Source organism: Lachnospiraceae bacterium JLR.KK002, from assembly GCA_036941025.1.
Taxonomy (GTDB): domain Bacteria; phylum Bacillota; class Clostridia; order Lachnospirales; family Lachnospiraceae; genus Petralouisia.
In genome coordinates, this window is the sequence record JAYMNP010000001.1 from 2522187 (window position 1) to 2546623 (window position 24437).

At 44.2% G+C, this 24437-nt stretch carries 34 protein-coding genes and 2 pseudogenes; 11 read left to right on the top strand and 25 right to left on the bottom strand.

Going from position 1 to position 24437, the window contains the following annotated elements; all coding sequences use genetic code 11:
- From VSQ32_12150 to VSQ32_12185, 8 genes are all read right to left on the bottom strand, one after another.
- Nucleotides 1-357 (bottom strand): hypothetical protein, encoded by a 357-nt coding sequence (locus VSQ32_12150; GenBank protein ID MEH2943596.1) that lies wholly within the window; start codon nt 355-357, stop codon nt 1-3.
- Nucleotides 358-990: 633 nt separating this feature from the next.
- Complete coding sequence (locus VSQ32_12155; protein MEH2943597.1) at nt 991-1416, bottom strand: sigma-70 family RNA polymerase sigma factor; 426 nt, start codon at nt 1414-1416, stop codon at nt 991-993.
- A gap of 450 nt (nt 1417-1866) precedes the next feature.
- Nucleotides 1867-3069 carry an IS110 family transposase gene (locus tag VSQ32_12160; protein MEH2943598.1) on the bottom strand — a complete coding sequence of 401 codons (1203 nt, stop codon included), beginning with the start codon at nt 3067-3069 and terminating at the stop codon, nt 1867-1869.
- Between the two features lie 422 nt (nt 3070-3491).
- A complete protein-coding gene (locus VSQ32_12165; GenBank protein ID MEH2943599.1) occupies nt 3492-3671 on the bottom strand; it encodes a cysteine-rich KTR domain-containing protein in 180 nt (59 codons plus the stop codon).
- A gap of 16 nt (nt 3672-3687) precedes the next feature.
- Entirely contained in the window at nt 3688-3933 is a 246-nt protein-coding gene (locus VSQ32_12170; protein MEH2943600.1) for a hypothetical protein, read from the bottom strand.
- A gap of 11 nt (nt 3934-3944) precedes the next feature.
- Nucleotides 3945-4163 (bottom strand): hypothetical protein, encoded by a 219-nt coding sequence (locus VSQ32_12175; GenBank protein MEH2943601.1) that lies wholly within the window; start codon nt 4161-4163, stop codon nt 3945-3947.
- 18 nt (nt 4164-4181) lie between these two features.
- The gene (locus tag VSQ32_12180; protein ID MEH2943602.1) at nt 4182-4877 is read right to left on the bottom strand and encodes an ABC transporter permease; all 696 of its coding nucleotides are present in this window, start codon (nt 4875-4877) and stop codon (nt 4182-4184) included.
- Nucleotides 4849-5040 (bottom strand): hypothetical protein, encoded by a 192-nt coding sequence (locus VSQ32_12185; GenBank protein MEH2943603.1) that lies wholly within the window; start codon nt 5038-5040, stop codon nt 4849-4851. The genes VSQ32_12180 and VSQ32_12185 overlap by 29 nt, the downstream gene beginning before the upstream one ends.
- A gap of 105 nt (nt 5041-5145) precedes the next feature.
- On the opposite strand from VSQ32_12185, the gene VSQ32_12190 reads away from it, so the two are divergent.
- Together VSQ32_12190 and VSQ32_12195 are read left to right on the top strand one after the other, a co-directional pair.
- Nucleotides 5146-5484: a transposase gene (locus tag VSQ32_12190; protein ID MEH2943604.1), complete on the top strand. Its 339-nt coding sequence runs from the start codon at nt 5146-5148 to the stop codon at nt 5482-5484.
- Nucleotides 5481-6389: an IS3 family transposase gene (locus VSQ32_12195; GenBank protein ID MEH2943605.1), complete on the top strand. Its 909-nt coding sequence runs from the start codon at nt 5481-5483 to the stop codon at nt 6387-6389. Before VSQ32_12190 ends, VSQ32_12195 begins: the two co-directional genes overlap by 4 nt.
- A gap of 26 nt (nt 6390-6415) precedes the next feature.
- Here the strand turns inward: VSQ32_12195 and VSQ32_12200 are convergent, their stop codons facing one another.
- The 6 genes from VSQ32_12200 to VSQ32_12225 all read right to left on the bottom strand — a co-directional run bounded on the left by VSQ32_12200 (nt 6416) and on the right by VSQ32_12225 (nt 9450).
- Nucleotides 6416-6967, bottom strand: coding sequence for an ATP-binding cassette domain-containing protein (locus tag VSQ32_12200; GenBank protein MEH2943606.1), 552 nt, complete (start codon nt 6965-6967; stop codon nt 6416-6418).
- Nucleotides 6964-7194 (bottom strand): DUF4177 domain-containing protein, encoded by a 231-nt coding sequence (locus tag VSQ32_12205; GenBank protein ID MEH2943607.1) that lies wholly within the window; start codon nt 7192-7194, stop codon nt 6964-6966. The genes VSQ32_12200 and VSQ32_12205 overlap by 4 nt, the downstream gene beginning before the upstream one ends.
- An 11-nt stretch (nt 7195-7205) precedes the next feature.
- A complete protein-coding gene (locus tag VSQ32_12210) occupies nt 7206-7796 on the bottom strand; it encodes a TetR/AcrR family transcriptional regulator (protein ID MEH2943608.1) in 591 nt (196 codons plus the stop codon).
- A 449-nt stretch (nt 7797-8245) separates the two neighbouring features.
- Nucleotides 8246-8620, bottom strand: a complete 375-nt coding sequence (locus tag VSQ32_12215; protein ID MEH2943609.1) for a TnpV protein — start codon at nt 8618-8620, stop codon at nt 8246-8248.
- A 165-nt stretch (nt 8621-8785) separates the two neighbouring features.
- A complete protein-coding gene (locus tag VSQ32_12220; GenBank protein ID MEH2943610.1) occupies nt 8786-8953 on the bottom strand; it encodes a hypothetical protein in 168 nt (55 codons plus the stop codon).
- 5 nt (nt 8954-8958) lie between these two features.
- Nucleotides 8959-9450 carry a hypothetical protein gene (locus VSQ32_12225; GenBank protein MEH2943611.1) on the bottom strand — a complete coding sequence of 164 codons (492 nt, stop codon included), beginning with the start codon at nt 9448-9450 and terminating at the stop codon, nt 8959-8961.
- 38 nt (nt 9451-9488) lie between these two features.
- On the opposite strand from VSQ32_12225, the pseudogene VSQ32_12230 reads away from it, so the two are divergent.
- Nucleotides 9489-9839 (top strand): annotated as a pseudogene (locus tag VSQ32_12230) (transposase).
- A 381-nt stretch (nt 9840-10220) separates the two neighbouring features.
- Here the strand turns inward: VSQ32_12230 and VSQ32_12235 are convergent.
- From VSQ32_12235 to VSQ32_12250, 4 genes are all read right to left on the bottom strand, one after another.
- Nucleotides 10221-10571 (bottom strand): hypothetical protein, encoded by a 351-nt coding sequence (locus VSQ32_12235; protein MEH2943612.1) that lies wholly within the window; start codon nt 10569-10571, stop codon nt 10221-10223.
- Nucleotides 10572-10645: 74 nt separating this feature from the next.
- A complete protein-coding gene (locus tag VSQ32_12240) occupies nt 10646-11077 on the bottom strand; it encodes a hypothetical protein (GenBank protein MEH2943613.1) in 432 nt (143 codons plus the stop codon).
- A 252-nt stretch (nt 11078-11329) separates the two neighbouring features.
- The gene (locus VSQ32_12245) at nt 11330-11536 is read right to left on the bottom strand and encodes a hypothetical protein (GenBank protein MEH2943614.1); all 207 of its coding nucleotides are present in this window, start codon (nt 11534-11536) and stop codon (nt 11330-11332) included.
- 73 nt (nt 11537-11609) lie between these two features.
- Entirely contained in the window at nt 11610-12161 is a 552-nt protein-coding gene (locus VSQ32_12250; protein MEH2943615.1) for a phage/plasmid primase, P4 family, read from the bottom strand.
- Nucleotides 12162-12857: 696 nt separating this feature from the next.
- Between VSQ32_12250 and VSQ32_12255 the strand changes: the two genes are divergently transcribed.
- Complete coding sequence (locus VSQ32_12255; protein ID MEH2943616.1) at nt 12858-14105, top strand: MFS transporter; 1248 nt, start codon at nt 12858-12860, stop codon at nt 14103-14105.
- Between the two features lie 108 nt (nt 14106-14213).
- Here the strand turns inward: VSQ32_12255 and VSQ32_12260 are convergent, their stop codons facing one another.
- The 3 genes from VSQ32_12260 to VSQ32_12270 are packed head-to-tail and all read right to left on the bottom strand — an operon-like array spanning nt 14214 to nt 16533.
- Nucleotides 14214-15023, bottom strand: coding sequence for an ABC transporter ATP-binding protein (locus tag VSQ32_12260; protein MEH2943617.1), 810 nt, complete (start codon nt 15021-15023; stop codon nt 14214-14216).
- Nucleotides 15008-15748, bottom strand: coding sequence for an ABC transporter ATP-binding protein (locus tag VSQ32_12265; protein ID MEH2943618.1), 741 nt, complete (start codon nt 15746-15748; stop codon nt 15008-15010). The genes VSQ32_12260 and VSQ32_12265 overlap by 16 nt, the downstream gene beginning before the upstream one ends.
- Nucleotides 15745-16533: a mechanosensitive ion channel family protein gene (locus VSQ32_12270; GenBank protein MEH2943619.1), complete on the bottom strand. Its 789-nt coding sequence runs from the start codon at nt 16531-16533 to the stop codon at nt 15745-15747. Before VSQ32_12270 ends, VSQ32_12265 begins: the two co-directional genes overlap by 4 nt.
- Nucleotides 16534-16700: 167 nt before the next feature.
- Between VSQ32_12270 and VSQ32_12275 the strand changes: the two genes are divergently transcribed.
- Complete coding sequence (locus VSQ32_12275) at nt 16701-17696, top strand: SGNH/GDSL hydrolase family protein (protein ID MEH2943620.1); 996 nt, start codon at nt 16701-16703, stop codon at nt 17694-17696.
- A 146-nt stretch (nt 17697-17842) separates the two neighbouring features.
- Here the strand turns inward: VSQ32_12275 and moaC are convergent, their stop codons facing one another.
- Together moaC and VSQ32_12285 are read right to left on the bottom strand one after the other, a co-directional pair.
- A complete protein-coding gene (moaC, locus tag VSQ32_12280; protein MEH2943621.1) occupies nt 17843-18322 on the bottom strand; it encodes a cyclic pyranopterin monophosphate synthase MoaC in 480 nt (159 codons plus the stop codon).
- 72 nt (nt 18323-18394) lie between these two features.
- The gene (locus VSQ32_12285) at nt 18395-18544 is read right to left on the bottom strand and encodes a hypothetical protein (protein MEH2943622.1); all 150 of its coding nucleotides are present in this window, start codon (nt 18542-18544) and stop codon (nt 18395-18397) included.
- A gap of 406 nt (nt 18545-18950) precedes the next feature.
- Here VSQ32_12285 and VSQ32_12290 point away from each other — a divergent pair.
- Both VSQ32_12290 and VSQ32_12295 read left to right on the top strand, forming a co-directional pair.
- A pseudogene (locus VSQ32_12290) lies at nt 18951-19359 on the top strand (hypothetical protein).
- 159 nt (nt 19360-19518) lie between these two features.
- Nucleotides 19519-19776: a hypothetical protein gene (locus VSQ32_12295; protein MEH2943623.1), complete on the top strand. Its 258-nt coding sequence runs from the start codon at nt 19519-19521 to the stop codon at nt 19774-19776.
- 115 nt (nt 19777-19891) lie between these two features.
- Here VSQ32_12295 and VSQ32_12300 read toward each other — a convergent pair whose 3' ends face one another.
- Complete coding sequence (locus VSQ32_12300; protein ID MEH2943624.1) at nt 19892-20116, bottom strand: hypothetical protein; 225 nt, start codon at nt 20114-20116, stop codon at nt 19892-19894.
- A 93-nt stretch (nt 20117-20209) separates the two neighbouring features.
- On the opposite strand from VSQ32_12300, the gene VSQ32_12305 reads away from it, so the two are divergent.
- The 4 genes from VSQ32_12305 to VSQ32_12320 all read left to right on the top strand — a co-directional run bounded on the left by VSQ32_12305 (nt 20210) and on the right by VSQ32_12320 (nt 23672).
- A complete protein-coding gene (locus tag VSQ32_12305; protein MEH2943625.1) occupies nt 20210-20743 on the top strand; it encodes an RNA polymerase sigma factor in 534 nt (177 codons plus the stop codon).
- The gene (locus tag VSQ32_12310) at nt 20740-21486 is read left to right on the top strand and encodes a hypothetical protein (GenBank protein ID MEH2943626.1); all 747 of its coding nucleotides are present in this window, start codon (nt 20740-20742) and stop codon (nt 21484-21486) included. Before VSQ32_12305 ends, VSQ32_12310 begins: the two co-directional genes overlap by 4 nt.
- A 90-nt stretch (nt 21487-21576) precedes the next feature.
- A complete protein-coding gene (locus VSQ32_12315) occupies nt 21577-22455 on the top strand; it encodes an ABC transporter ATP-binding protein (GenBank protein ID MEH2943627.1) in 879 nt (292 codons plus the stop codon).
- A complete protein-coding gene (locus tag VSQ32_12320; protein MEH2943628.1) occupies nt 22452-23672 on the top strand; it encodes an ABC transporter permease in 1221 nt (406 codons plus the stop codon). Before VSQ32_12315 ends, VSQ32_12320 begins: the two co-directional genes overlap by 4 nt.
- A gap of 76 nt (nt 23673-23748) precedes the next feature.
- Here VSQ32_12320 and VSQ32_12325 read toward each other — a convergent pair whose 3' ends face one another.
- Complete coding sequence (locus tag VSQ32_12325) at nt 23749-24408, bottom strand: DUF3592 domain-containing protein (protein ID MEH2943629.1); 660 nt, start codon at nt 24406-24408, stop codon at nt 23749-23751.
- Between the last annotated feature and the right edge of the window lie 29 nt (nt 24409-24437).

Genomic DNA, 24437 nt, shown 5'->3' on the forward strand with positions numbered 1-24437 from the left:
TCAGACCGCCCCCTGTTCTGTCAATTCTTCTATGCTGAACCGTTGTGGGAGAGTTGTTTTCTGTTGCAGTTCTAAGATAAAATCCTCAATCTCCTTACAGATTTCAGTGGCGGTTGGATAGTATGGGACACACTTTTTGAAAGCGTCATGCACTTCATAGAGCTTGTTTAACAGTTCCCAAAACTCGGTTTTTGGCTGTGGCTGCGGGGCGTTTCCCTTGCATAACTGGCGCATAAATTCGGCAGCGGACAGACCGCAAGCGGCGGCGCACTGCTTTAATTTTTCATGTTCTCCCTCGTTCAATCGGACGGTAATCGGGACATTCCGCACGCCCTTTTCTGATTTTTCTTTGCTCATTTTCCTTAATCCTCCAGTCTTAAATTCCTTTCTTCGGGGTATTCAGGGGCTGTCCCCTGAGTTAGTCCATGCCTGCAAGCGGCATGGATTGGGATTGTGGCTGACACAATCCGATGCTCGCTATCTCTGTGGACAATGCCACAGAGCATTTTTCCTGTGCAGCGGTATTCTTAACGCCTGTCTTACCCTCCGAAAAGAAAACCCTATGTCCCTGCACCTCCGTTCTGGATTTGATTTCTCTTGACTTTTGGATAAATGAAAAAGCCGCCACACCGCACCACGAATGACAGGAGTGTTTTCTCCTGCTCGGATTCGCAATGCTATGTAACGGCTTTGAAATTCAAAACCATGCTGCCATACACCAGCCGAAAAGGGCAGCATAAATTCGGCAGCGGTCAGCCTTGTCCATTGGCTGACATTCCGTTCTTCCATCTATGTGCTATTTCATTTTCAATCTTCCAATTCCCTCACGGGTATTTCAGAATATCATAGCGGCTGTACCCATGTCAAGATTTTGGGCAAACTTTTTAGTATTCCCTGTGGACAGGAATTTTATACATCAATTTTATAATTTGGCGGGGGAATTTTATCCCCCACCCAATAGCCCGTCAAAAAGCTGTCTTTATTAGCTGGTTATAAAATCTTCCGCAACTTTTTCCGCAGATGGTCTAATCGTGCATAAATAGCCCCTGTTGTCAATCCAACAAGCGGTGCAATTTCCTTTGTGGAATAGCCCTGCATTTTCAGCAGGATGATTTGCAGGGTACGCCTGTCCACCGTAAGCAATGCCCGATACAGAGTTTCGTCCTCAATCTCATCCAGTAAATCAGCAACGGTCTTTACCTCGGCATTCCGCTCCCTGTCTGCCATTCCCTCAAGGTATTCGCCAAAGTCGCTTGTCCAATGGTAAAACCGCCTGTTGGAATTGAAGTCTGCCCTGTCGTCTGTGCGGATTTGTTCAATGGTGGTTTCATCAACTCCATGCTCCCGTAATATTTTTTCCTCGGCTTCTTTCCAGATAAGCCATTTCCTGTTCTCCCGTCCGTTGTTGTATGCCATTCTTTTTTCCTCCAATCTGAAATTTTTGAAAATGCTAAAAACCAGATTGGATAGGAGGCGAACGGCAGCCAACAGCAGAAACAGCCCTGCGGCACATTCCGATAAAAAACGACAAAAGAAAAACCGCAAAGGCTCGGTGACCTCTACGGTTATAGGAGATACATATTCTGTTAAGTGGAGATTATACTTCTGGTTGCATGGCAAGAAGTAGCGTTGCATGGGCAGGGATTTTTTTAACTGGCTTCCTGCTATTCCCCGATATGCTATGTACGGATAAATTCTGTGTTGCATGAGCAGATAGATTACTGCCCGAAAAAAGAACATAAAAACCTGCTAACAAAAGTCAAGACTTTTTAGCAGGTTTTTAAATATATTTTTCGTATGAATTTTTCCTACGACAATTAGACCGGTGGAAAATCCGGTCTGCCGTATCCGCTGTTTTAGTTCTTTTTACTTCTGGTATACTTCCATCACACGTGCATAATAAATCCTAAGGAATTTATTTAATCCCGCTATTTTTGCTGCACGTTTTGACTTTCCTTCTTTTTCTTTCTTCAAAATAAATCTATACACTGCTGCGTCTGCTGGCTCTTTATGGGTTTTCAGACATCTCATCACTTCATATCCAATCTTTCGCAGGCTGGAAGAACCTCTCTTGGATATTTTCCTCTCTGTCCCCATAAACTGCCCTGACTGATAGGGCGGCGCGTCGATTCCTGCGTGGGCTATCAGGGCTTTTCCGCTATGGAATCTTCTCACATCCCCAATCTCTGCAATCAATTTAGGCGCAAGGACATTTCCAACACCTCCCATTGCCCTGACAACCGGATATTCCGGCAGACTCTTGGCTAATGCCTGCATCTGTGTTAGAATGGTCATCAGAGTGTTATCGACTTCTCGTAACACCCGTACTGCCTCCTGTACCAGCATTTTGGTCGATGGGGTATCGGAGGGTACTGTGGGGATGCCTTCTTTTGCCAGTGCATAGATCTTGACGGCTTTATCCTGGCTCTGATGGTATCCCTTCTCTTTTGCCCATTTCAGATAGCTCTCTATAAACTGTTCCTCCGGTTTCTTCGTGATATTGTCATAATGCCAGTATTCTTCCGCAAAATCCCCCAGCTTATCTTTCCCATTTGTTTCATTCCAGCCTTTCAGCAGCGTTTTGATCCCAGGCATCGTATAGTCCAGAAGATGAGTCAGTTCCAACACGCTCTCCACACGCATCCGCATATAGTGACGGTACTGCCTTCCCAAAAGCTTCAGCTCCGCATAGACGCTTTCTTCTGCCTCATAGTCCTTCAGCCTGTACCAATGGTCAATCCCATAGTTAGAGATTGTAATGGCATCCTGCTTATCCGTTTTCACACGTCTTAACCCCTGACAGCGGTATTCCTTCATCTCAAATGGATTAATCACTGCCACAAACAGCCCTTTTTCTTTCAGATAGCTTAATACAGGCAGATGGTAGATCCCAGTAGCTTCCATGACCACACGGATGTCATCATTCAGACGCAGCAGCATGGAAGTCAGTTCGGACAGTTCTTTCTCCACATGACAGACTTCAAAAGGCCTGCTCACAACCTCACCATAAGGCTTTAAGATACATACGGTACTTTTTTCTTTTGACACATCAATTCCTACACTTATCATCTGTAACCTCCAAAATAAATCTGTAATTGTCCCATCCACACTTATTACCACTCATTTTAGTTCGTTACACGAAAGCACCTTACGGGTTTCAACCTGCTTAAACGACTGCTTATAATAAGGGATGGTTGACGGTTTTTATGACGGATGTGGTTAATCCAAAAATCGCTTCGCCAGACCAATTACTCCCTTATCATAAAAAAATAAGTGCAGAAGGTAAAGCACTATTGATATGCCTTATCTCTTACACTTATATGGTACTAAAAATCCCTCCAAACTCTAAAACAGGTCTGGAGAGTGTCTGTTAAGTCTTTTGGGCATAGCAAAATCGCCCACCATACACCGTTTTTTTATATGGTGGGCGTTTGCCTTAAAACCTTATGAAATGAAACAGAGCCAACAAACTGTGATTTTATTTCACAAGTTCATCGGCTCTGCGTCTGTGCGTCTGGCTCTGTGATGACTGAAACATTTTGTTTTTCTACATTGATTAGCGTTTCCCGTCTGCATTTTGGGCAAAATAATGGAAACATCTTAAACTCTGTGTCTGGTCGTATTTTTATCCGTGTCTTGCTATTGCAGACAGGGCATAACAACCATTCCATCCTTTTGCGCTCGCTGTTATTTGTCATTTGGTTTATGGCTGCCTTCCTTTCGCAGTATAATACTGCTGACAATTCCCAAGCCACCTAATGCTGCGCACCATTTTGAAGAAAAAACCGCCCCTGCCGCAATTAAGCCAGCCCCTGCAATTAAGTTGCATACTGCGGCAGATTTTACCGCTTTTTTGCCAGGGTTTGGGAGCCTAACCGAAATGCCCAACGCTTCATTTAATTTCCCACAAGCTTGATTTACTTCTTTAATCATTCTCTGTCCTCCTAAAATATCAGCTGTATGCCATGATTTACAATGAGCAATGCCCCTACGCATATCACAATCCATGCGAGTGTGGATTTTTTCCCTTTTCTTTTGTTCAGTAACAAAAATACTGCTCCTGCCACAACCAGACAGATACCAACAATCAATGATACGATTGATATCATCTGCATGGCTTCTGCGTTAGGAACAGGTATAAAATCCGGAATTGGAAAATCCATACTTTCGCCCCCTTTCTTTTAATTGTTCAAATCAGATGCAACCATCCTGTGAAGTGCCATTGCTGAAAAAGCAATCCCAATAATGCCCAAAATTGTTGCGGCAACAGGCATTGACAGCAGCCCTGCATGGCAGCCCTGTGAATTGGATGCAATGACAACAATGACTATGGATGAAACAACCGTTGCAATCGTTGATTTCTTTATCATCCCAACATATAATGGGAAAAGCCCTAACATAATAGCTGAAATGGCTGTGACAGCCTGCACCCATATATCCCCCAAGCTGAATGTGACAAACACAAAATATTTGCTTGCAAGAAGAATACAGGCATATTGGAAGATATATGACACCGTGTGGAACAGGAGCATAATGCCGCAGACCAATAGGAGCTTTGCCAACATCAGCTTTGTTCGGTTTACTGGATAAGTATAAAGCAGGCTTATAGTCCTGTTCCTATATTCCTCAATTATAAATACGCAAAGAAAAACCGCTTCCCATACAATCAATGTTGCCCTTACAAGCATCAGTGCCAATGAAACAGTATCTAACTGGGCTGGGGGCAAGCCATTGAATGCAGGCATATTTCCGTTTTGGGTTAAAAGGCTGGACGTGAATGCACTCAGTAAAAAAATGATAATGTTAGCCGCAGCCAGCCCAAACATATGCGGCTTTAAAAGCACTTTCCTAATTTCCAGAGAAATAAGGTTCTTCACCTTTTCCACCTCCTCCCAGCAAATCCAGATAATAATCTTCAAGCCCTATCCCCTTTTTGCATATTTCATCCATAGAAATTTCCCCAAGCATAGCACCGTGGTCAATCATGCCAATGGTATCTGCGATTTTAGATAGTTCGTCAAGGATATGGCTTGATATCAAAATGCTTGTGCCATGCTCTTTATTGATTTGATGTGGTATAAAAAAAGTTGACAGCCCATTCTCAAGGATTTGAGATATAATCAAGAGGATAAGGAGTGAACAAAAATGGCAGAAAACAGGCAATACGACCATGAATACAAAGTACAGGCAGTGAAACTGGCAAAGGAAATCGGACAAGCAAAGGCCGCTAAAGAACTGGGGGTTCCAAAGAATACCATGTATGGCTGGGTACGGGCCAACCGCCCTGGCAGCCTCGACCTTGGGGCAGGTTCACAAACTCCGCAAAGCGCCATGACCCTTAACCAGGAACTTCTTCAGCTCCGCCAGCTGGTTAAGGAACAGGAAAAAGAAATCCGCCGTTTGAAGAAGGAAAATGACTTTCTGGAGGAAGCCAGCGCTTTTTTCGCCGCGAGCCGTCTGAGGTCAGCAAAAACGAAAGAATGAAGTTCATTGCTCTTAAAACCAAAGACGGCAAATTAAAAGGGGATATCTTCTTTTACTGTAGAACCCTTCATGTCAGCAGGCAGGGATTCTACCAGTACCTTGCAAATAAAGACCGCCCATGGAAGTATCAGCCCCTGGCAGACGCCATGATGGAAATCCTTGAGGAAGATGATTGTAATGACACCTACGGCCGGATCCGTATGTATCAGGCATTAATGTTAAAACAGCCTGAAAATGTGGATATTCCCAGCGAACGTACTGTTTACCGTGTCATGGAGGATATCGGCATCAGCCACCATCCCAGGCGCAAACCAAACGGAATCACGAAAGCGGATCGGCAAGCCCGGAAATCAGAAGATCTGTTAAAACGTGATTTTAAGTCAGAGAAGCCGCTGGTCAAGTGTGTAACAGACATAACAGAGATCAAAGCCAGCGATGGAAAGCTGTATGTTTCGGCTGTTTTTGACTGCTTCGATTCCAGCGTGGTTGGACTGGCGATGGATACTAATATGAAAGCTCCATTATGTGCGCGGACACTGGAAAACGCGGCGAAGACATATCCGGACATCCATGGGGCAATTATCCACAGTGACAGGGGAAGCCAGTACACGAGCCAGCTTTACCGGGATGTAATCCGGAAGTATGGCATACGGCAGAGCATGAACAGTGCAGGCGGCAGATGCCATGATAACGCCCGCTGCGAGAGCATGTGGGCCAGAATGAAATCTGAACTACTCTATGACCGTTACGATACAGAGAAGATGAGCACGGATGAACTGAAAACCCTGATCTGGAGATATTTCATCAGCTATTGGAATAACCGGAGGATCTGTTCCTCTAATGGAGGCCTTCCTCCCATGATAAAACGGCAGCGATACTATGATTCCCTGAAAGAAGCAGCATAGGATACAAAATCCCTGAGGAAAATGTGTCAACTAATCTTGACAAAATCAATTCGCAATAACAGTTCCCGAATATGTATGATTCCCTGCGGGTCTAAACCATTGATAGGCTCGTCAAGTATAAGCAGTTCTGGTCTTGTGAGGAAAGCCCTTGCAAGGGCAAGCCGCTGTTTCATCCCTAAAGAAAATTTTCCTACGGCTTTATTGCCTGTTTCTGAAATCCCCAGCAATGACAGGGTTTCCCCGATATTTTCATATCCTGCGCCCATATATCTGCAATGCAGTTCCAAGTTGTCATAAGCCGACAAATGGTTATAAAAAACAGGGCTTTCGATAATGCTTCCAATATGGGAAAAAACAGGGCTGTTTCCGCCTGCAACACGCTCGCCTAGCAAACATACCGTTCCACAGTCGGGGCGTATGATATGGTACAGCGTCTTCATCAGTGACGTTTTCCCCGCCCCGTTTGCCCCTAAAAATCCATAAATCTCACCCTGTTTTACCCTCATGCAGATATTTTTCAGTATGGGGCAGCCATCTATGGATTTTGATAAATTCTGAACTTCAACCGCATATGTCATTCGTGCGCCCCCTTTTCAGAAAGCAGCCGCCTTTTAAAGATAAAAGTTGTTTTCTGCGCAAGCCCGATAAGGGAATATTGCGAACTGCCTATGTATGGGCAGGCAAAAGACGTTGTCAGTTCCCATCCGTCTTTGCCATACTGGTTTAACTTGTCTGCCAGCAGGCTGTCTGGTTTATCAGTTTCCTTGCTGTCAACAAACATTATTTTGTACTCAAATTTCTCCATAAAGACCTCCTTCATTTAAAAATATCAGCCACAAGGCTGTCCACCATGAACTCAAAAACAGCAAAATAGTCACAGGTGACAGAAAGTGTCTCTTTTGCATTGATAGTAGATAGCAATGCACTCAATATCCCATACGCCTTAGATTCTTCCATTTTCAGTTCAAGGCTGGCGGCGCGGACCGCCTGCCTGAAAAAATCGAAGCTGTCAAATTTAACTTTTTTTATTGTTTCTTCTGGCAGTTTTGTGATAAAGGATTGGAAATCTGGCGTATTGACGTTATACAGGAAAGGCTTGCTGTCATATTCCTTAAAAAGCTCTTTCATTGATTCGGCAAATCCGTCCTTTGTCCGTCTGTCCCTGTTAATCGCAAAAATCTTTTCTTCCAACCTCCTTTGTATGGTTTCGATTGTTTCAAAAAACAAATCTTCTTTGGTTGGGTACAGCGTATAAAATGTTCCGACTGATATCCCCGCTTTCTCACACAGGCTTTTAATGCTTGTCTTTTTATACCCCTGTGTTATCCAGCATTCTTCGCATAATTCTTTCAGCCTTTTGCGAATATTCTCTTTGTCAGTATCTGAAAGCACTGGCTTTGATGGCATGTCTGTTTCTCTCCTTCCTGAATTATATTTACGAATATTCTTATATAATGTTCGTAAATATAATAACATTCTCTAGGGATATTGTCAAGAAAAAGACTTATTAAAAAAATGACGGTAAAAATATGACGGGCATTTGCCTTATAACCTTATGAAATATAATTGAGCCAATGAACTGTGACGATAGGGCAGCATGTCCATTCTTTTTTAGACATAAAAGCACCCCAACGATTCACTTTATATTTTGGCAGTTTAAACAAGAGTATGGTTACACCTATGAAAAGCATACTCATGCCAATAATTCCTGTTGACATTGGGTTAAGTAAAGTGCTTTGTATAAAAGTTTACATCCAAAAAAATATGCATCACCTTTTTCTGCGGTATAACCTATATTCATTTCGGTCTTACAGATAAAAAGGCGATAGAGCTTCTTTTACTCCATCGCCTTTTTATTATGCGTAGATAATTTCTTCGTTCACAATCTCCATCGCACATGCCCTTATGTTATTTAAGCGTTGTACCCATTCTAAGGCGTTTTCTGCCTTTAGTTGTTCTGTTATACCCTGTGCCTGCTTCATATCCTCTATGAGCCTTTTAAATCGTTCCTGTGCCTGCCTGTCAATGTTGGCAAGGTAGGCGTTGAGTTTACCGCTTGTGAGAAGATTCGTGTATGTAACCTTGTGGTACTGTTTCAGATAGTCCAGATGCCGCTGTCCCCATGTGCCTATCGGCTGTTCTTCTTCGGCGGGTAAAGCTATACATGGAATTAGATAATCGCCTTTCCGTTCGTATTTGCCGCCCAGTTCCTCAAATAATATATTTGCCATTTTCTGTTACCTCCAGATAAAATATTCACTCCACACTCTTGTGTCTGTTGTCTTAAACAAAATTTTGAGTTTTCTCCTTATCTGGTTTCATTCATGTATAGGAGATAAAAGGGAAGTATGTATTTTCGGTGCTACTTCCCTTTTAATTTGCCAGATAAAAACCGTCTAACGCCTTTTGTTTATGTCCGCAATCTCCTTTTTTTCTTTTTGATAGCGTTCTTCATATTGTGAAAAAGTAAAAGGTCTTACTTTCTTTAGGAACATGGGATTTTCAGTGCTTTTGTCTGTTCTGGCTTTCATATTTGCCCTAAATTCGTCATAATCTTTTATCATAGACTTTATCCCCTCCTGTCTGCCGCTTTCTGGCGTTCCTCCTGTTTGATTTCTTTCATATTCTCATAGCTGTCTTTCAATTCTTCATCATTTGTGGCGGCAATCCTTTCTTCTATCTTTTTTCTAAGATGTCGGTTGTCAAAATTATCCCATAAAATACCAATGCGCTCTTGATGAGATTTTGCATTGTCAGCTTTCTCCATTGCCACGCCTGCCGCCTTTACAAGTTCGCCATCCGTTTTGATGAACCTGTCAACAACATTCTTAACGCCTGTAAATTGCATTGTCGGGTCATGCAGTGCCGCCGGGTCTTTTTCTGCCAGTATGGAAAGCATTTCATTCTGTATATCCGGCGTTGATGTACGAAGCATATTAGCAAGTACAAAACTACGGTCTAAAGAACTTCCTTCATTCAGTGCTTTTGAAATCATCCGCTTTGCCTGTTCCCGGCTGTCCAGACGTACATTAGAATAGGAATTTGTATATGATTCTTCCATTTTGTAAATATAATTGTCCGAAGATGTAACAGGGAAGCATTGGTCCTGGAAATAATGAAAGTGCCGGGAAGCGAAAAAGCGCTTCTGTCACAAAAGGCAATCCTTACATAAAAAGTATGCTTTGCGAAATTGCCTGGGTGATCGCCGGGAAGCGGAATACCTATCTATCTGCCTGGTATTGGAGAATCAAGCAGAAGAAGGGCGCCAAAAAGGCTATTGTCGCCCTTGCCAGAAAACTTCTCGTAATCATTTACACCATGCTCAAACAGGGCACTCTTTTCGATGAATCCTGTTTTGAAGCCAGACGTAAAAACTGTGAACAAAAACAGCTTTCCCGGTACATACGGGAATTAGAGAAGCATGGCTATCATGTGGAAGTACAAGCCTGATTCTTTGCATTAGCAATATTTCACTGACAGCAGCCAGTTTTATGACTGCTTTATTGTGATGCTTCCAGGATTGTTGAAAACATTTGTTGTCAAGGTTCAATTCCTGGCTATGAACTTTATTTTCGTAGCAAGATACAAATCTATGACAAACAATCTTTTAAATAGTTTAGGACTTAATATCCGACCATGCAAAACATAAGAAAATCTGCCATACTCTTTATCCGAATACTCAACAAAAATGATATGTACTTAGCATAAGTTAGTGCTAATAACAATCATATTTTCTTGATTTCAAAGCATCTAAAACATCCTAATATATACTTTGACATATTCTTTGACATAAAATCATCACTCATTGCAGCCTTAGATAACAGTTCATTGCTACCGCAAACCGTTAGGAAAGTAATAGACTGCTGCCCTCTGTGACTCTACAGGCTTGAAATAATCATCCGGGTTTTCTCCTGCTTCTATCAATTCTCGCCGACATTGCTCTATCTGCTGTAAAAGTTCTTCCCGACTTTCACCGGTTATCGCCATTACATCATCTAAAGAGAAATACTCATGTTCATTAAATACAGATGCAAGGCTCATTCTCAAACCGCTGTAGATAGCTTCTAATGACAAATCATAGTTCTGTATGCCATCATCTATAATCGGTTCTAATTCGGCTCTGGTAACGCCATATTTTCCATAATCCGTAAGCAGATTGTTTATAATCATTTCTCTATCCATACATTTTCTACCTCATTCTTTCCTTACTTTAATCCACCCTATCACCTCAAATTATCATGATCTAATGGCCATATTTACTCTACTATTGTGTTTAGCTTTGTATCTGCCAGATAAGGAAGCGTTGCATTACTACCGTTATCCTCTGCCATATTCCCCAACTTTGGAAGCTGTGCGGCTGTCAAAGCGTGCGTTGTTTTCGTATTTGGTATATTTTCCTCAATAGAAACTGTGTCTTTATACAAACACCAGTTCTTTAAGAGGAATATCCAAACTGGCGGCGATACTTGACCGCTTAATGTCATATGTAATGCCGTGCAAAGTGCTTGAACGCCCGGTCTAATACTGGAATCCTCGCAAAACTGGAAAAACATATCAATCCTTTCTTTCAATTCTAAGTTTGTTTTCGGCTTTCCCATATCATAAAGTTGTCTCAAACTGTGAATAATTGCTTTTACCTTGACCGGGTTCATCTCTGTTAGTTGTCCTTGTGGTGCTTTTCCTGCCATAATTTATTAACTCTCATTCTGAAAAAAATTATAAAATTCAATCTTTTTTAATTGACGTTACCTTTGTGTGTGACTTAGCCTATTCCTTACTCTTTCATTACTCTTTATTGCTTCCACAGAGAGAGTCAGCTATCACACACACCGTGGAAGCCTTATTCTTACTGCATTTGTGCAAATATGTATTTTCCATGTAAAACCCTTAAAGAAATTATTTTTTCTTATACCCCATTGAAAATACACAACACGCACAAACTATGTTTTTTCCTCTTTGCTGATTCGCTCAAACTCCGTCAGTTCTGCAAGTATCAAATCTTTTGCAAATCGTGAATTATCGTACTTTTTGTGCAGCTTGTCCGCATCAGCAATCACCGCTTCCCAAAATTCATCCTCATTGCAAATTCTATCAATATACTGCTTATGAAACTGCCAAATTTCACGATATACCTCGAAATAGTCCATATACTGTACCTCTCACTAATCAAATGGTAATGGCTCTGATTCATCAATTTCAATAAAATCTTCACTTGCAAAATCATACCCCCCGGATAATGTTGCGAACCGTTTTGCCGTTCACTGTTCCGGATGCCTTGTAAATGTTCTTTGACTTCACATCATCAATAAAATTCCGCTTATTTTCTGTATGAAAACCGTTATCGTTGCACCATTCCTCATATTTTTCATATAAATCCTTAATAGCAATATTGCACCCTTTTTTCTCCACAAGGCAGTCATTGATAAAGTTTTGCATTTTATCAGAGGAATTAGCGTATTCCACTGTAGCCGCCCGGATATTCTCCGGCTCGTCCAACCCTTCTTTACAAAAAAGTAACCATCCAGAAATACACCAGTTTAAGATTCCGCTTAATGCATTGCCTGTAGATAATTTATTCTTTAGCGTTTTATCCTGTTCACTCTCCGCAAAATGTCGGTCAAATGAAATAACCTGTACCCGGTCTGACTTAAAAATAGTGGTATCACTGACAACAGGAAGATAATTTGTGTTACAAATCAGTTTAAAGCAAGGCGTAAACTGGAACTCGGACTGATGTAAAAATCTTGCCGATATGGTATCTCGTCCAGTCATACTTTTTAGCAACGCAACATCCAACGCCATTCTTTTTGCGGTTCTGATGCAACTGCAAGAAATTTCACATTGTACTTACAACAGGTGAGTGCTAAAATTATGTGAAAATTTTATGAAGTGCTGATTCCGTGCGGTTTCTGGCTGTTCATGCTTATATATTTTATCTGTTTTACATACATACCATTTACACATTTTTTGCTTTTTACACACAGAGAACCACCATCCAATCATTGAAGGAGGAACATCAACCGGATAAAGAAGATTCAGGAAACAAAAAATTCTTGCTTCCTGCCTCCGGATATGCTATATTAGACACAGGAAAAGGGAAAGCCATAGAAGCGGCTCTACCCACAACGTTGTTTTTGTTTACCTCTGCTTATGCAAAGGCAAGCCGTCACTGGTGCGAATAGTGGCGGCTATTTCTTTTTTCCCTTGTAAATCTGATAAATCAAATTAGCAAGGGCGACAATGAGTATACCTGTCTGAATCAAATCCTGATATGTAACATACATTGTTTCACCCTTCTTTCTTTCGTCTGGAGGGCTGCTTAAACCCTCCGAATAAAAAAGAGGGGCAAAGCCGCCTTTGGCTCTATGGCTTTCCCATGACATCTTGACAAACATACCAACGGTATGATAATGTATAACATACTACCAGTATGTTTAATTTCAACTACTGAGACAGGAGGTTTCATCTATGAATCAGAAACTGTTTACAAAAGATTTCACTCTGGTTGTGGCGGGACAGATTATATCCCTGTTCGGCAACGCAGCCATAAGATTTGCGCTGCCTTTGTATCTGCTGAATCTGACAGGCTCATCGGCTCTTTACGGGACAGTGACAGCCTGCGCTTTCATTCCGGCCATTCTGCTGTCTCCTGTGGGAGGCATTGTGGCAGACCGGGTAAACAAAAGAAATATTATGGTCATACTGGATTTTTTTACAGCGGCAGTTCTCCTGACCTTTTCGCTGTGCATGGAGGGCGGACATCTGATTCCCCTTCTGACCATCACGCTGATGTTATTATACGGTATTGCAGGGGCATATCAGCCCTCCGTGCAGGCCAGTATTCCCGCACTGGTACATCCGGAACATTTTATGGCGGCAAATTCTGTAATCAACACCATCAGTTCCTTCGCTTCCCTGACAGGGCCTGTCCTTGGAGGCATTTTATACAGTGCATACGGATTAAAGCCTGTCCTGCTGGTCTGCATGGTCTGTTTTGTTCTGTCGGCGGTAATGGAAATTTTCATACGGATACCATTTCAGAAACAGGCTTCCGGCGAAGGTATTTTGCAGACGGCAAAAACGGATTTTGCAGAGAGCATCCGGTTTATCCGGCAGGAAAAGCCTGTCATCGGAAAAGTCGTGCTGGTAACCTGCGGTATTAACCTCTTTCTGTCGGCCATGCTGATTGTGGCACTGCCGTATCTGGTTACAGAGGTACTGAATCTGGAAGCGGCACAGGCCAACAGATTTTATGGTTTTGCGCAGGGCGCGCTGGCCGCAGGAGGACTGACAGGAGGGATTGGCGCTGGCATTTTTGCCGGCAGGCTGTCCATACAGAAAGCGGGAAATCTGATTACAGCCTGCGCGGTATGGGTGTTCCCCATGGGCGCCTCACTGATTCTGTTTTCCTCCGGAATCATCAATTATATCATTATCACCGTATGCTGCTTCGCCATTATGGTATGTTCCACGCTTTTTACCGTGCAGATGATGTCCTTTGTGCAGAAGGAAACGCCCCGGCATTTAACCGGTAAAGTGATTGCTGTCATTCTTACCGTGTCCATGTGCGCCCAGCCGCTGGGCAATGCAATGTACGGCGTTCTGTTTGAACTCTGCAGCGGATATGAATACGGGGTTGTCCTGTTTTCCGGCCTTGTATCTCTGGTTATTGCTGTCAGAGCCGGAACTGTCTTCAGAAGATTTTCGGCAGAATAAAATTCTATCATCCGTTCGTCGCATGATACAGGGAATAAAAACAGGCTTTCTTTTCCAGTAATTCATGAAAACTGCCCCGCTCGTATACCGTACCGTTGCACAGCACTATTATTTCATCGTATTGCTCCAGCAGAACATCATCCAGGCGGTGGCTTCATCCAGCAGCAGTACCGGCGTCCCCCGCAGCAGGCACCTGGCAATGGATACCCGCTGCCGCTCTCCTCCGGAAAGTCCGGCCCCGTTCTCCCCGCAGCGGTAATCCCCGCCCCGCTCCTCAACTAACCGTGACAGGCCGGAGTGACGAATGGCCCTGTCTGTTTCTTCCTCCGGAAAATCACGAAACATGGTAATATTGCGGCGGATTGTGTCGTTAAACAGGAAAACATTCTGGTCAATCAGGCTGATCAGATCATAAAGACTGTCAGTATCCACTTTCCTCAGCTCCTTACCGTCCACAGAAATGTGCCCGGAATAACTGCTGCAGGCTCCCATCAGAAGGTTGAGCAGAGTACTTTTCCCGCTTCCGGAAGGCCCCACCAGAGCGTATTTTTTCCCGGCCTCCAGTCTGAGATTTATATTCTGCAGTACGGGCTGGTCCGGCTCATAGTCAAAAGCAACATGTTCAAAGACAATTGCATCCTCCAGCACCGGTTTTATTCTGTCCCCTGCGGACACTCTGTTCTCCTGGGTAATTTCAGCCAGTTTTTCAATAAGCCCCCGGGCCCCTTTGCGGCTGGCCCAATACTGGGGCACAATATTGACAGGCATAATAATATAGTTACAGAGATTCACAAAAATAAGTACCGTTCCTGCAGTAATATCCCCGCGGACAGCCAGATAAGCTCCCGTCAGAAAGATACCGAACTGTAAGATATCAGCGCATAAGTTCTGGCTTACTGCTGTCAGCAGACATTCCACCAGTAACGGCGGAATTTCTTTTCCTCCACTTCCTGACTGGCAGCAGCGAACATTTGCCAGGCTTCCTTTTCCGCCTTAAAGCTCTTGATAACAGAAAAGCCGGAAAGCAGATCCTGAAGCTGCGCCACAAATCCCTCATTCCTGTCACTTACCTCCTTTTCCCGCACCGCCATTTCCTTCCCCATAAAAACAGAAGCAGTCATGGGCAGAAAAGCCAGGAAAACAGTTGCAAATGTCAGAATGGGACTGTACCAGAACATCATAACCAGCGTCCCGATAAAAACCAGGACATAATGCAGCAGCAAAAAGGATTTCCTGAGATAATTTTCCTCCACTGAACTGACGTCATTGGTTAATAAGGAAATGTAACTTCCTGTGTTCTCTCTGGTAAATGTGCTGATGTTCTTTTCGGAAAGTTTCTGAAAAGCCAGGTTCTTGTACTGAACCAGAGCTTTACAGATAAATCTGCTTTTGGCCCGGTAGCTGGCCACACTTATCAGAAATGCCACAATGATAAATCCGACGGTGAAAATCAGGGTATCTTTTAACTGCTGCAAATCCCCGGATGTAATCACATCTATCACTCTGCCCAGCAGCCAGGAACCCACCAGACTCACCGGAAAATTTAATATCACCAGCACCAGCGCCAGAATAAACAGAGTCCTGTTTCCCTGATAAAAAGCATCAAAATAAGGTTTCGCATAAATTTTTTTGCTGTCTTTCATACATCCTCCTTTGTATAATGTACCGTTACCGTCTGGTAGGGAATCTCGATACCGTTCTTCCTGAATGCTTCCACCAGGGCAATCCTGATATCGCTGCAGGCTTTGAAGCTGTCGTTCAGATTTCTGGTCCAGATAGTGGTCTTCAGTGTAAGTCCGTCCGGCGTATAACCGCTTACGGTAACGCTGCTTTTCTCTGTCTCTATGGTCAGTTCATGCTCCGCACAGATTCTTTTCATGACAACTATGGCTTTCTCAATATCCGTATCATAAGAAACCGTAATTTCTATAAAATTTCCCACATTTTCCGTAAAATTCGTATTTATGATAACAGCGGAATCCATAATGGAATTGGGCACAATACAGCACTCTCCGTTAAACTGCCGAATCACCGTATGACGTATGGTGACGTCCAGAACCATTCCTTCCGCAATCACAGTCCCGCCCTGAATAACTCTGATTTTCTCATTTACGTTATAGGGTTTGGAGGCGGAGACAGAGATACCGCTTATGACATTTGCCAGCGCCTGCTGGGCCGCAAAAGTTGCAATGGCCACAATCAATGTACCGCTCTGCAGCAGAGCCCTGCTGATATCTTTTGTGATTTCAAACTGCTGAACCAGACTGTAGATAATCACCACATCAATCAGTACGTTGATAATGCTTTTAAAGAAACGCAGATGAATGGCATTTGTTTTTCTGGATACCAGCCTGTAAATCAGATTCACAAGCTGATTCAGCGCCAGTCCAACCGCCACAAACAAACCAATTTTCAATAAAAAATGCATAAATTCCTCCCATCATAAATCCTGTCTGATTGCAGCAGACAGAGGGTTATGGTATAATATCTGATGATATTATACTGCCCGTACGGGCATAAGTTACCATACATTATACGCACCGGAAGGCTATACTACAATACTTAATTATATTTATAAGAAAGGTGAAGAAACTCATGAACAATGACATTTTCAACGAAAACATCATCTCTTTCAGAAAACGCCGGAACAGAACTCCGATGATTCTGTGCGCTCTCCTGCTGGCCTTTTTGCTGTTTGCGGGAGGCTGTTCTGCTCCGGAGAACACTTCTGCTTCCACCGAACCGTCCACAGATGAAACTTCCGGCCCGGAAGTTTCAGAAGAAACGGACAAATCTGAAGCTCCGGAAGAACCGCCCTCCGAAAGCGCAGATTCTGAAACTCCGCCACAGAAAGATTCTGATTCGTCAGAAGAAGATTTTGACTTCAGCCAGACCCTGGATTTAAAGGTTCCTGACCCGGCGGCAGGAGAAAATCCCCGCATTCTGTTTGCAGGCAACAGCCATACCTTTACCAATGATTTGCCCGCCATGTTCGGGGAAGTAGTCAGAGGCATGGGCCGCCAGTGCGAGGTACAGGAACTTTCCGAAGGCTATTACACCCTGACACAGTTTGCAGATACTTCTGATGAACTGGGCGCAGCCCTGCATCAGAAGCTGACGGAAGAACACTGGGATTTCGTGATTTTGCAGGAGAATACCAACGATGCATTCGCTTATGCGGAAGAGAACATGCTTCCCGCCGCCGCAGCTCTGGATGAAAAAATCCGCGCCGCCGGAGGACAGACCGCACTGCTTATGACCTGGACTCCCAAAGAGGGCGCCAGTATCATGGGGCCCGAACTGGTACAGTCTGCTCTGGCTCAGAACACCATGGCAGTAGCTGAACGTCTGGACAGCCTTCTGATTCCGGGCGGAATCGGGTTCATGCGCTGTCTGGATCAATATCCTCAGACAGAACTCTGGGCGGAAGACGGTATGCACCCGTCACCGGAAGGCTCCTATCTTGCAGCATGTACTGCTTATGCGGTAATTTTCCGGGAATCTCCCGTGGGCTGCAGCTATACGGGAGAACTGGAGCCTGAGACAGCCGCACAGCTTCAGGAACTGGCGGCGGGATTTCTGACAGAATAAGACAAAAGCCCGCGGGGCCATATGTCATGCAGTCGGATGACAAAGCCCCCAGGGCCATATGTCATGCAATCGAATAGCAAAGCCCCAGGGCCATATGTCATACAATCGAATAACAAAGCCCCCAGGGCCTGTGAAATCTGCTCTCATCAAAAAGGCTCCTGCCTGTGGAATCTGCTCTTCCCTCCGGTTTTATCCAGCAGATAAATATCTCCGATTTTCATATGTCTGTCCAGCGCCTTACACATATCGTAAATGGTCAGAAGAGCAATGCTGGCCCCGGTCAGAGCCTCCATTTCCACTCCGGTTTTTCCGGTTACTTTGACGGTGCAATAACAGTAGATTTCTCTCTTTTCACTGTTTTTTTCAAACTGAATCCTGCAGTTTGTCAGGGGAAGGATATGGCACATGGGAATCAGCTCCGCTGTTTTCTTTGCTGCCATAATTCCCGCTGTGGCCGCCACACCAGGGACGTCCCCCTTTTCCACGGTCCCTGCTTCAATGGCATGATATACGGCCTGATTTACTGCAATCTTTCCTGCTGCCTCTGCAGTTCTTACCGTGACGTCTTTATCTGTTACATCCACCATCACCGCTGTTCCATTTTCATCAAAATGCGTCAGTTCCATTCCCGTTCCCTCCATTTCTGTTTCCTCCATATTCCCGTTCTCTGATATTCCTGTCTTTCATGACAGCAGCCTTTAAAACAGCATTATCTTTTCCTCCCGGAATTGCAGCCAGTCCGGCAGCCCTGCTTCCTCTGTCTGAACGTATCTGTCCTTCTGCACAAACCAGCAGATGGCCGGCTCAGAACTGTCTCCGGAGGCCGGATAACATACGTTCCGTAACATTTCTTTTTTCTCCGGTTTCAGATAGTAATGGCATTCAAAGGGCATTTCCGAGAGGTATTTTATCTGCACTTTCAGGCATTTTTTTCCTTTCGCCCCATACCGGCACAAAATCATGGGCACGATACCCGATACTTATTATGGTGTGGCTTTCATTTGTCTATGCAGAATGCCTTAAGTGCCTGTTTCTGGGGATTTCCGGCATTCTGTCTTTTCATCTTCTCTCATAAAAAAGCGTAAATTTACAAAAAATTAGTGTCAGAAATTGTGTCACTGACGAAAAATGTGTCAGGATTTGAAACGGCATTATCCAACAAACCAGTGAGGAATCACCCTTGAATATAGGATGGTTTTTTTGTATAATGAAACCAGGATGACACCTGATTATTTCCCCGCTGGAAAGGCGGGGATGAAAGGAAGAAGGAATGGAAAAACAGATATTGCAAAATATACAATTAAAAACAGCCTTTTTACGAATTTATTTCAGGATAAAAAATACCTGATAGAGCTATACCGGGCGCTCCACCCGGAAGATACAGAAACCATGGAAGATGAACTGAAGGACATCACAATTAAAAACATATTAGTGGATGCCTGCTATAATGATTTGGGCTTCACAGCAGGGGACAAAATTATGATTTTGACGGAGGCTCAGACCACGTGGACGATGAATATCATTATCCGGGCATTGATACAACGATATTATCAGCCAGTATGTCACTTTTACAAAAGTATATGACGAACCGGTGAAATTATATGGACGAACCAGGGAAGCAGTTACCAATACCATCAACATCTGTAAAGACAGGGACGTCCTGATTTTCAGCCGGGTAGTCTGTTTTTTTTACGCCTTTTTTATCGCCCTTTTACAGTCTGCGAAAAAAAGAACACAGGTGCATTTGTGAAATAAACCATCGAAAGGAGACGCAAATGAATAAGCTGATTGAAGACTTAATTAAAAAGGCATGGGGAATTTCATGGATCGCAGCAGGGATGCATTAACGTGGGCAGATGAAACCTACCTCAATGACCGCAGGGATGAGCATGAATTGGAGCGGCAGTATGAGAATCTTGATTTAACCAAAGAGCAGAGAAAGCTCATAAACGATTATATTGCATGTACCTTATCATCCAGCCAACGCTACGCCGACATCTCTTATATGTGCGGCATCAAGGATACCGTCAGCATACTTGTTTCCCTGGGGCCGATTAAATGCGTTGAAGCTGATGAATGATATACGCCCCTTAAATATGGCTTTGGAGCCTGTCCATTCGTTATTGAGTTCTGCTTTTCTTTTTCAACAAAATTTATAATTAAAAAAAATCAATCTTTTTTATTTCAAAAATTCTCTATGCATTTAACTTTATATTCCTTTTCCCTATACTGTTCTTCCACTCCCGATATGGATGTACTTTCCAAAGCTCAGCTAAATATTTTGAAAATAATTCTACCCATTCATAAATATCCTGAAAAATATAAGGATGCATATCACAAAGTGCTGCAAAATCAAAATAGCTGGCGGATTCCCCTGTTACAAATTCCGCAAGCCGTATACTCGTATATTCTGCTTCCATGCACGATAACATTTCCCTGTCCTTTTCCCTTTCTGATTCGTTATACTTAACAGAAGGGAAAACGTTTGACTTTCAATCACAAAGGAGGCTTCCGTGGATGCTGATTTTCTTTTCATCCGAAAAATAAAACAGGGCGATGAAACCGCATTCGACGGTTTCGTCCGAAAATACTATCCGGAAATCCTGGCCTACTGCAAATACCACTGCGCGGACCAGAGAGACGCGGAAGATCTGACCCAGGAAACCTTTATACGGTTTTTCAAACACGCAGCCTCCTACCACCACAGAGGAAAGGCTAAAAATTACCTGTACACCATTGCCGGGAACCTGTGCAGAGACTTTTACAGAAAGAAAAGGGAAATTCCCCTGGAAGATACCGAACTGAACAGCGTCTTTTCACCGGATTCAGAAGAAACAGAACATGTAATAGACAAATTGACGGTAGACCAGGCATTGCAGCAGCTCCCGGAAGCATTCAGAGAAGTAATCATTCTCTATTATTTTCAGGAACTGAAAATGACGGAAATTGCAGACATTCTGAACGTAGGGCTTCCGCTGGTGAAATACCGCCTGCGGCAGGCAAAAATCCGGCTGGAACAGCTGCTCAGGAAAGGAGGATATCCATGAATCTGGAAGAACAGTTCAAATCCTGTCAGAAACTGTACCGCCCGGCGCCGGCGGAAGAAAAAATATCAGAAACCATTCAAAAATCAGCATATGCCTTTTATGAAGCCCGGCAGGAACTCCTGCTGTCCCCCGGTGAATTTCTGCGGATACAGCTAAAACTCATCCGGAAACGATGGTGGCTGCTTCAGTTTTTACTTTTATGTGCGGCAGGAGCCATGCTGGCCTCTCCCTGGGAGGAAAACCAGATTCAGCGGGGAATGGCCGTATGTTCCACTTTATTTTCCATTCTCACCATACCGGAACTCTGGAAAAACCGTTCCTGCCAGAGTATGGAAATCGAAAAAGCTGCTCTTTACTCCCTGCGGCAGATTTATGCAGCCAGAATACTGCTGTTCGGCATTGCGGACATTTTGCTGCTCACCCTGTTCGGCGGTACGGCAGTCCTTGGACTCCGGTTCCCTCCTGAACAGTTGCTGATTCAGTTTCTGCTGCCGGTAACCGTCACTTCCGCCATCTGCTTTGGCACCTTAAGCAGCAGACATAAAGTAACGGAATCTTCTGCCATTGTTCTGTCTGTGCTGTGGAGCGCCCTGTGGCTGCTAATCACTTTAAATGAGCAGGTTTACCGCATGATTTCACTGCCTGCATGGGCCGGAATTTTCGGAGCTTCCCTGCTGCTCTTATGTCTGACGGTAATACGAACCCTTGACTTCTGCGATGAATACCTGGAAATTCCGGAGTGAAGGCTGAACACCTGCATCTGCCGGAAACTGCCTGCCTTTCTGTACGTTCTGGCATAACAGAATATTTTTTGTAAAAAACGGAGGAATACTATGGAACTGGAACTGAATAACCTGACAAAAACATTCGGCAGCTTTACGGCTGTAGATCATATGAACCTTACCATGTCCAACGGGGTATACGGCCTCCTGGGCGTAAACGGTGCAGGAAAAACCACATTAATGCGCATGTTATGCACGTTGCTGCGGCCCACCGGCGGCAGTATCTGCTGCGACGGAAAAGATATTTTCAAAATGGACGGAGAATACCGGAAGCTGCTGGGCTATCTGCCTCAGGATTTCGGATTCTATCCGGAATTTACCGTACAGGACTATCTTCTGTACATTGCGGCCATCAAGGGAATCCGGCCTGAACTGGCAAAAAAAAGAGTACGGGAACTGATTCCCCAGGTGGGCCTTACAAAGGCTGCCGGCCGCAAAATGAAAAAGCTGTCCGGCGGCATGAAGCGCCGGGCCGGAATAGCCCAGGCAATGTTAAACGACCCGAAAATTCTGGTACTGGACGAACCCACCGCAGGCCTCGACCCCAATGAGCGAATCCGGTTCCGGAATTTAATCAGCGAACTCTCGGAGGAACGTCTGGTACTGCTGTCCACCCATATTGTTTCAGACATTGAGTACATTGCAAACAAAATCTGGCTGATGAAAGACGGTACTCTGGTGCAGGAAGGCACTGCTCAGGAGGTGCTGGAGTCCATGCCGGAAAAAGTCTGGCACTGCCGGGTGGAACACGCCCGAATTTCAGAAGCCATGAAACAGTACAAAGTATCCAATATGAAATCGGAACCCCAGGGAGCTCTGCTTCGGATTATTTCACCGGAAATACCTTTTCCGAATGCAGTCCCGGCAGAGCCCTCCCTGGAGGATGTATTTTTATATTATTTCGGAGAAAAGGTTGGTGAAGAAGCATGATTTTATTTGAAATGAAAAAAATATTTTCCAAATCCATCAGTAAAATGGCATTGCTGGTTCTGACCGGGGCACTGGTTATCGTCAGCATACTGACCATTAACAATGTGGAATATATCGCATATGACCAGGGACAGAAACAGGTATACACCGGAGCTGCCGCTGCCAGGAAAATCCGGGACGCACAGAATCAGTGGGCGGGCCTCCTCACGGAAGATATGCTGAAAAAAGTCATCCGGGAGAACAGTACCGTCAACAGCAGCCCGGAAGCGTTATCTGACGATTATGAAGAACAGGATAAGGCATATGCCAGAAAGCAGGGGTTTTCCACCTTAACAGAACTGATTAGCAGTACATTTTCTGAATTTAACGACTATGACTATTACCGGGCGGACCGGGTAAGTCAGGAAGAAGTAACCGGTCTGTATCAGCAGAGAATCGCCTCCCTGAAACAATGGCTGGAATCGGGAGAAGAAACCTTCACCGATAAGGAAAAAGAGTTCCTCATCAAAAAATATCAGGATCTTGAAACCCCTTTTTACTACGAATATGAAATCAACTGGGAAGTGCTGCTGAAAAACAGTTCCACCTTCCTGCTGATTCTGGCTCTGGCCATCGGATTTTTCGTGTCCGGTATCTTTTCCGATGAATTCCAGTTAAAAGCAGACTCCATTTTCTTTTCCAGCAGACTGGGAAGAAACAAAGCCATTCTTGCCAAAATGGAGGCCGGATTTCTGGTTGCCACCGGACTGTACCTGGCGTTTACCTTTCTGTACACCTTTATTGTCCTGCTGCTGTTGGGCACGGACGGAGGGAGCTGCCCCATCCAGTTTGACATGTGGAGAAGCAGCTACAATATCACGTTCCGGCAGGCTTATCTTCTGATTCTGGCAGGCGGATACATCGGCACGCTGTTTTCCTCCCTGCTGGCCATGATTGTTTCTGCCAAAACCCATTCCACGGTTCTCGCAATTATCGTTCCCTTTATCCTGCTGTGCCTGTTTCCCTTTTTAAGCAGGATTATTACCCTGCCCGGACTGTGTTCCTTTTTCCCGGACCAGCTCCTGGAAATCTATATCCACCTGAGATATTTTGTGCTGTGCGAAATCGGCGGAACCATTCACAATTCTGTGCCTGTGCTGCTGACCGTTTATCTGGCAGCCTGCGCCGTCCTGCCTCCGGTACTGTACGTGATTTATAAAAGAGCGGAAATCAAATAAAAAAGAATGCGCACAGCGCATTCTCCGCGCGCGAGCGGATTGCCTGGTTTTGCAGCAGTTCTTCTCTGTTACTCCGCTATTTTTTACTTTTTCGCTTATTCCAGAGGCTCCCGAACAGGACAAAAAGCCCCATTCCCCCAAATATATATAAGGTAATCACAGGCCCGGCCAGAAAAACAAATACCAGGGCTATAAATAAAACACTTCCTCCAATCAGGACCGCCGCCTGTATGTTCCCCTTCCTTTTTTCTTCCATATGTATTCTTCTCAATACCAGGAGCAAAATGGAAATAAGGGTGATTCCCGCACTGACAGCCAGAAAAATCATTCCCATACCGTATGTGGTTTTCAAATCATAATTTCTGATATAAAATTCTTCCGGATTTTCGGGATTATAACCAATCTCAACATAAACGCCTTCTTCGAAGTTTCTGCCGCTCATCCATACATTGGTTTCCCCTGTGAGAATCTTGTTTCCCACCCGGTATTCCACCACAGGGCTGTACTCATGAGAATGATTGTTGCGGGTGTATTCCCTGTATCTGACCACAACGCCCTCTGCCGTTGCGCTGCAGATTTTCTCCTTCCTGTGGGCCGAATAAATCATGCCCGTGCCTGTGACCGCGAAAATCAGCACAAAAATCACCAGAAACAGGAGCAAAAATTTGCTTCCTCCTGATTTTTTCTCAGGACGTTTTGAAACTTCTTCGCACGTATTTATCTCAGATTTATCCATCTTTTTCCTCCCGTAAAAATTCTTTCCAA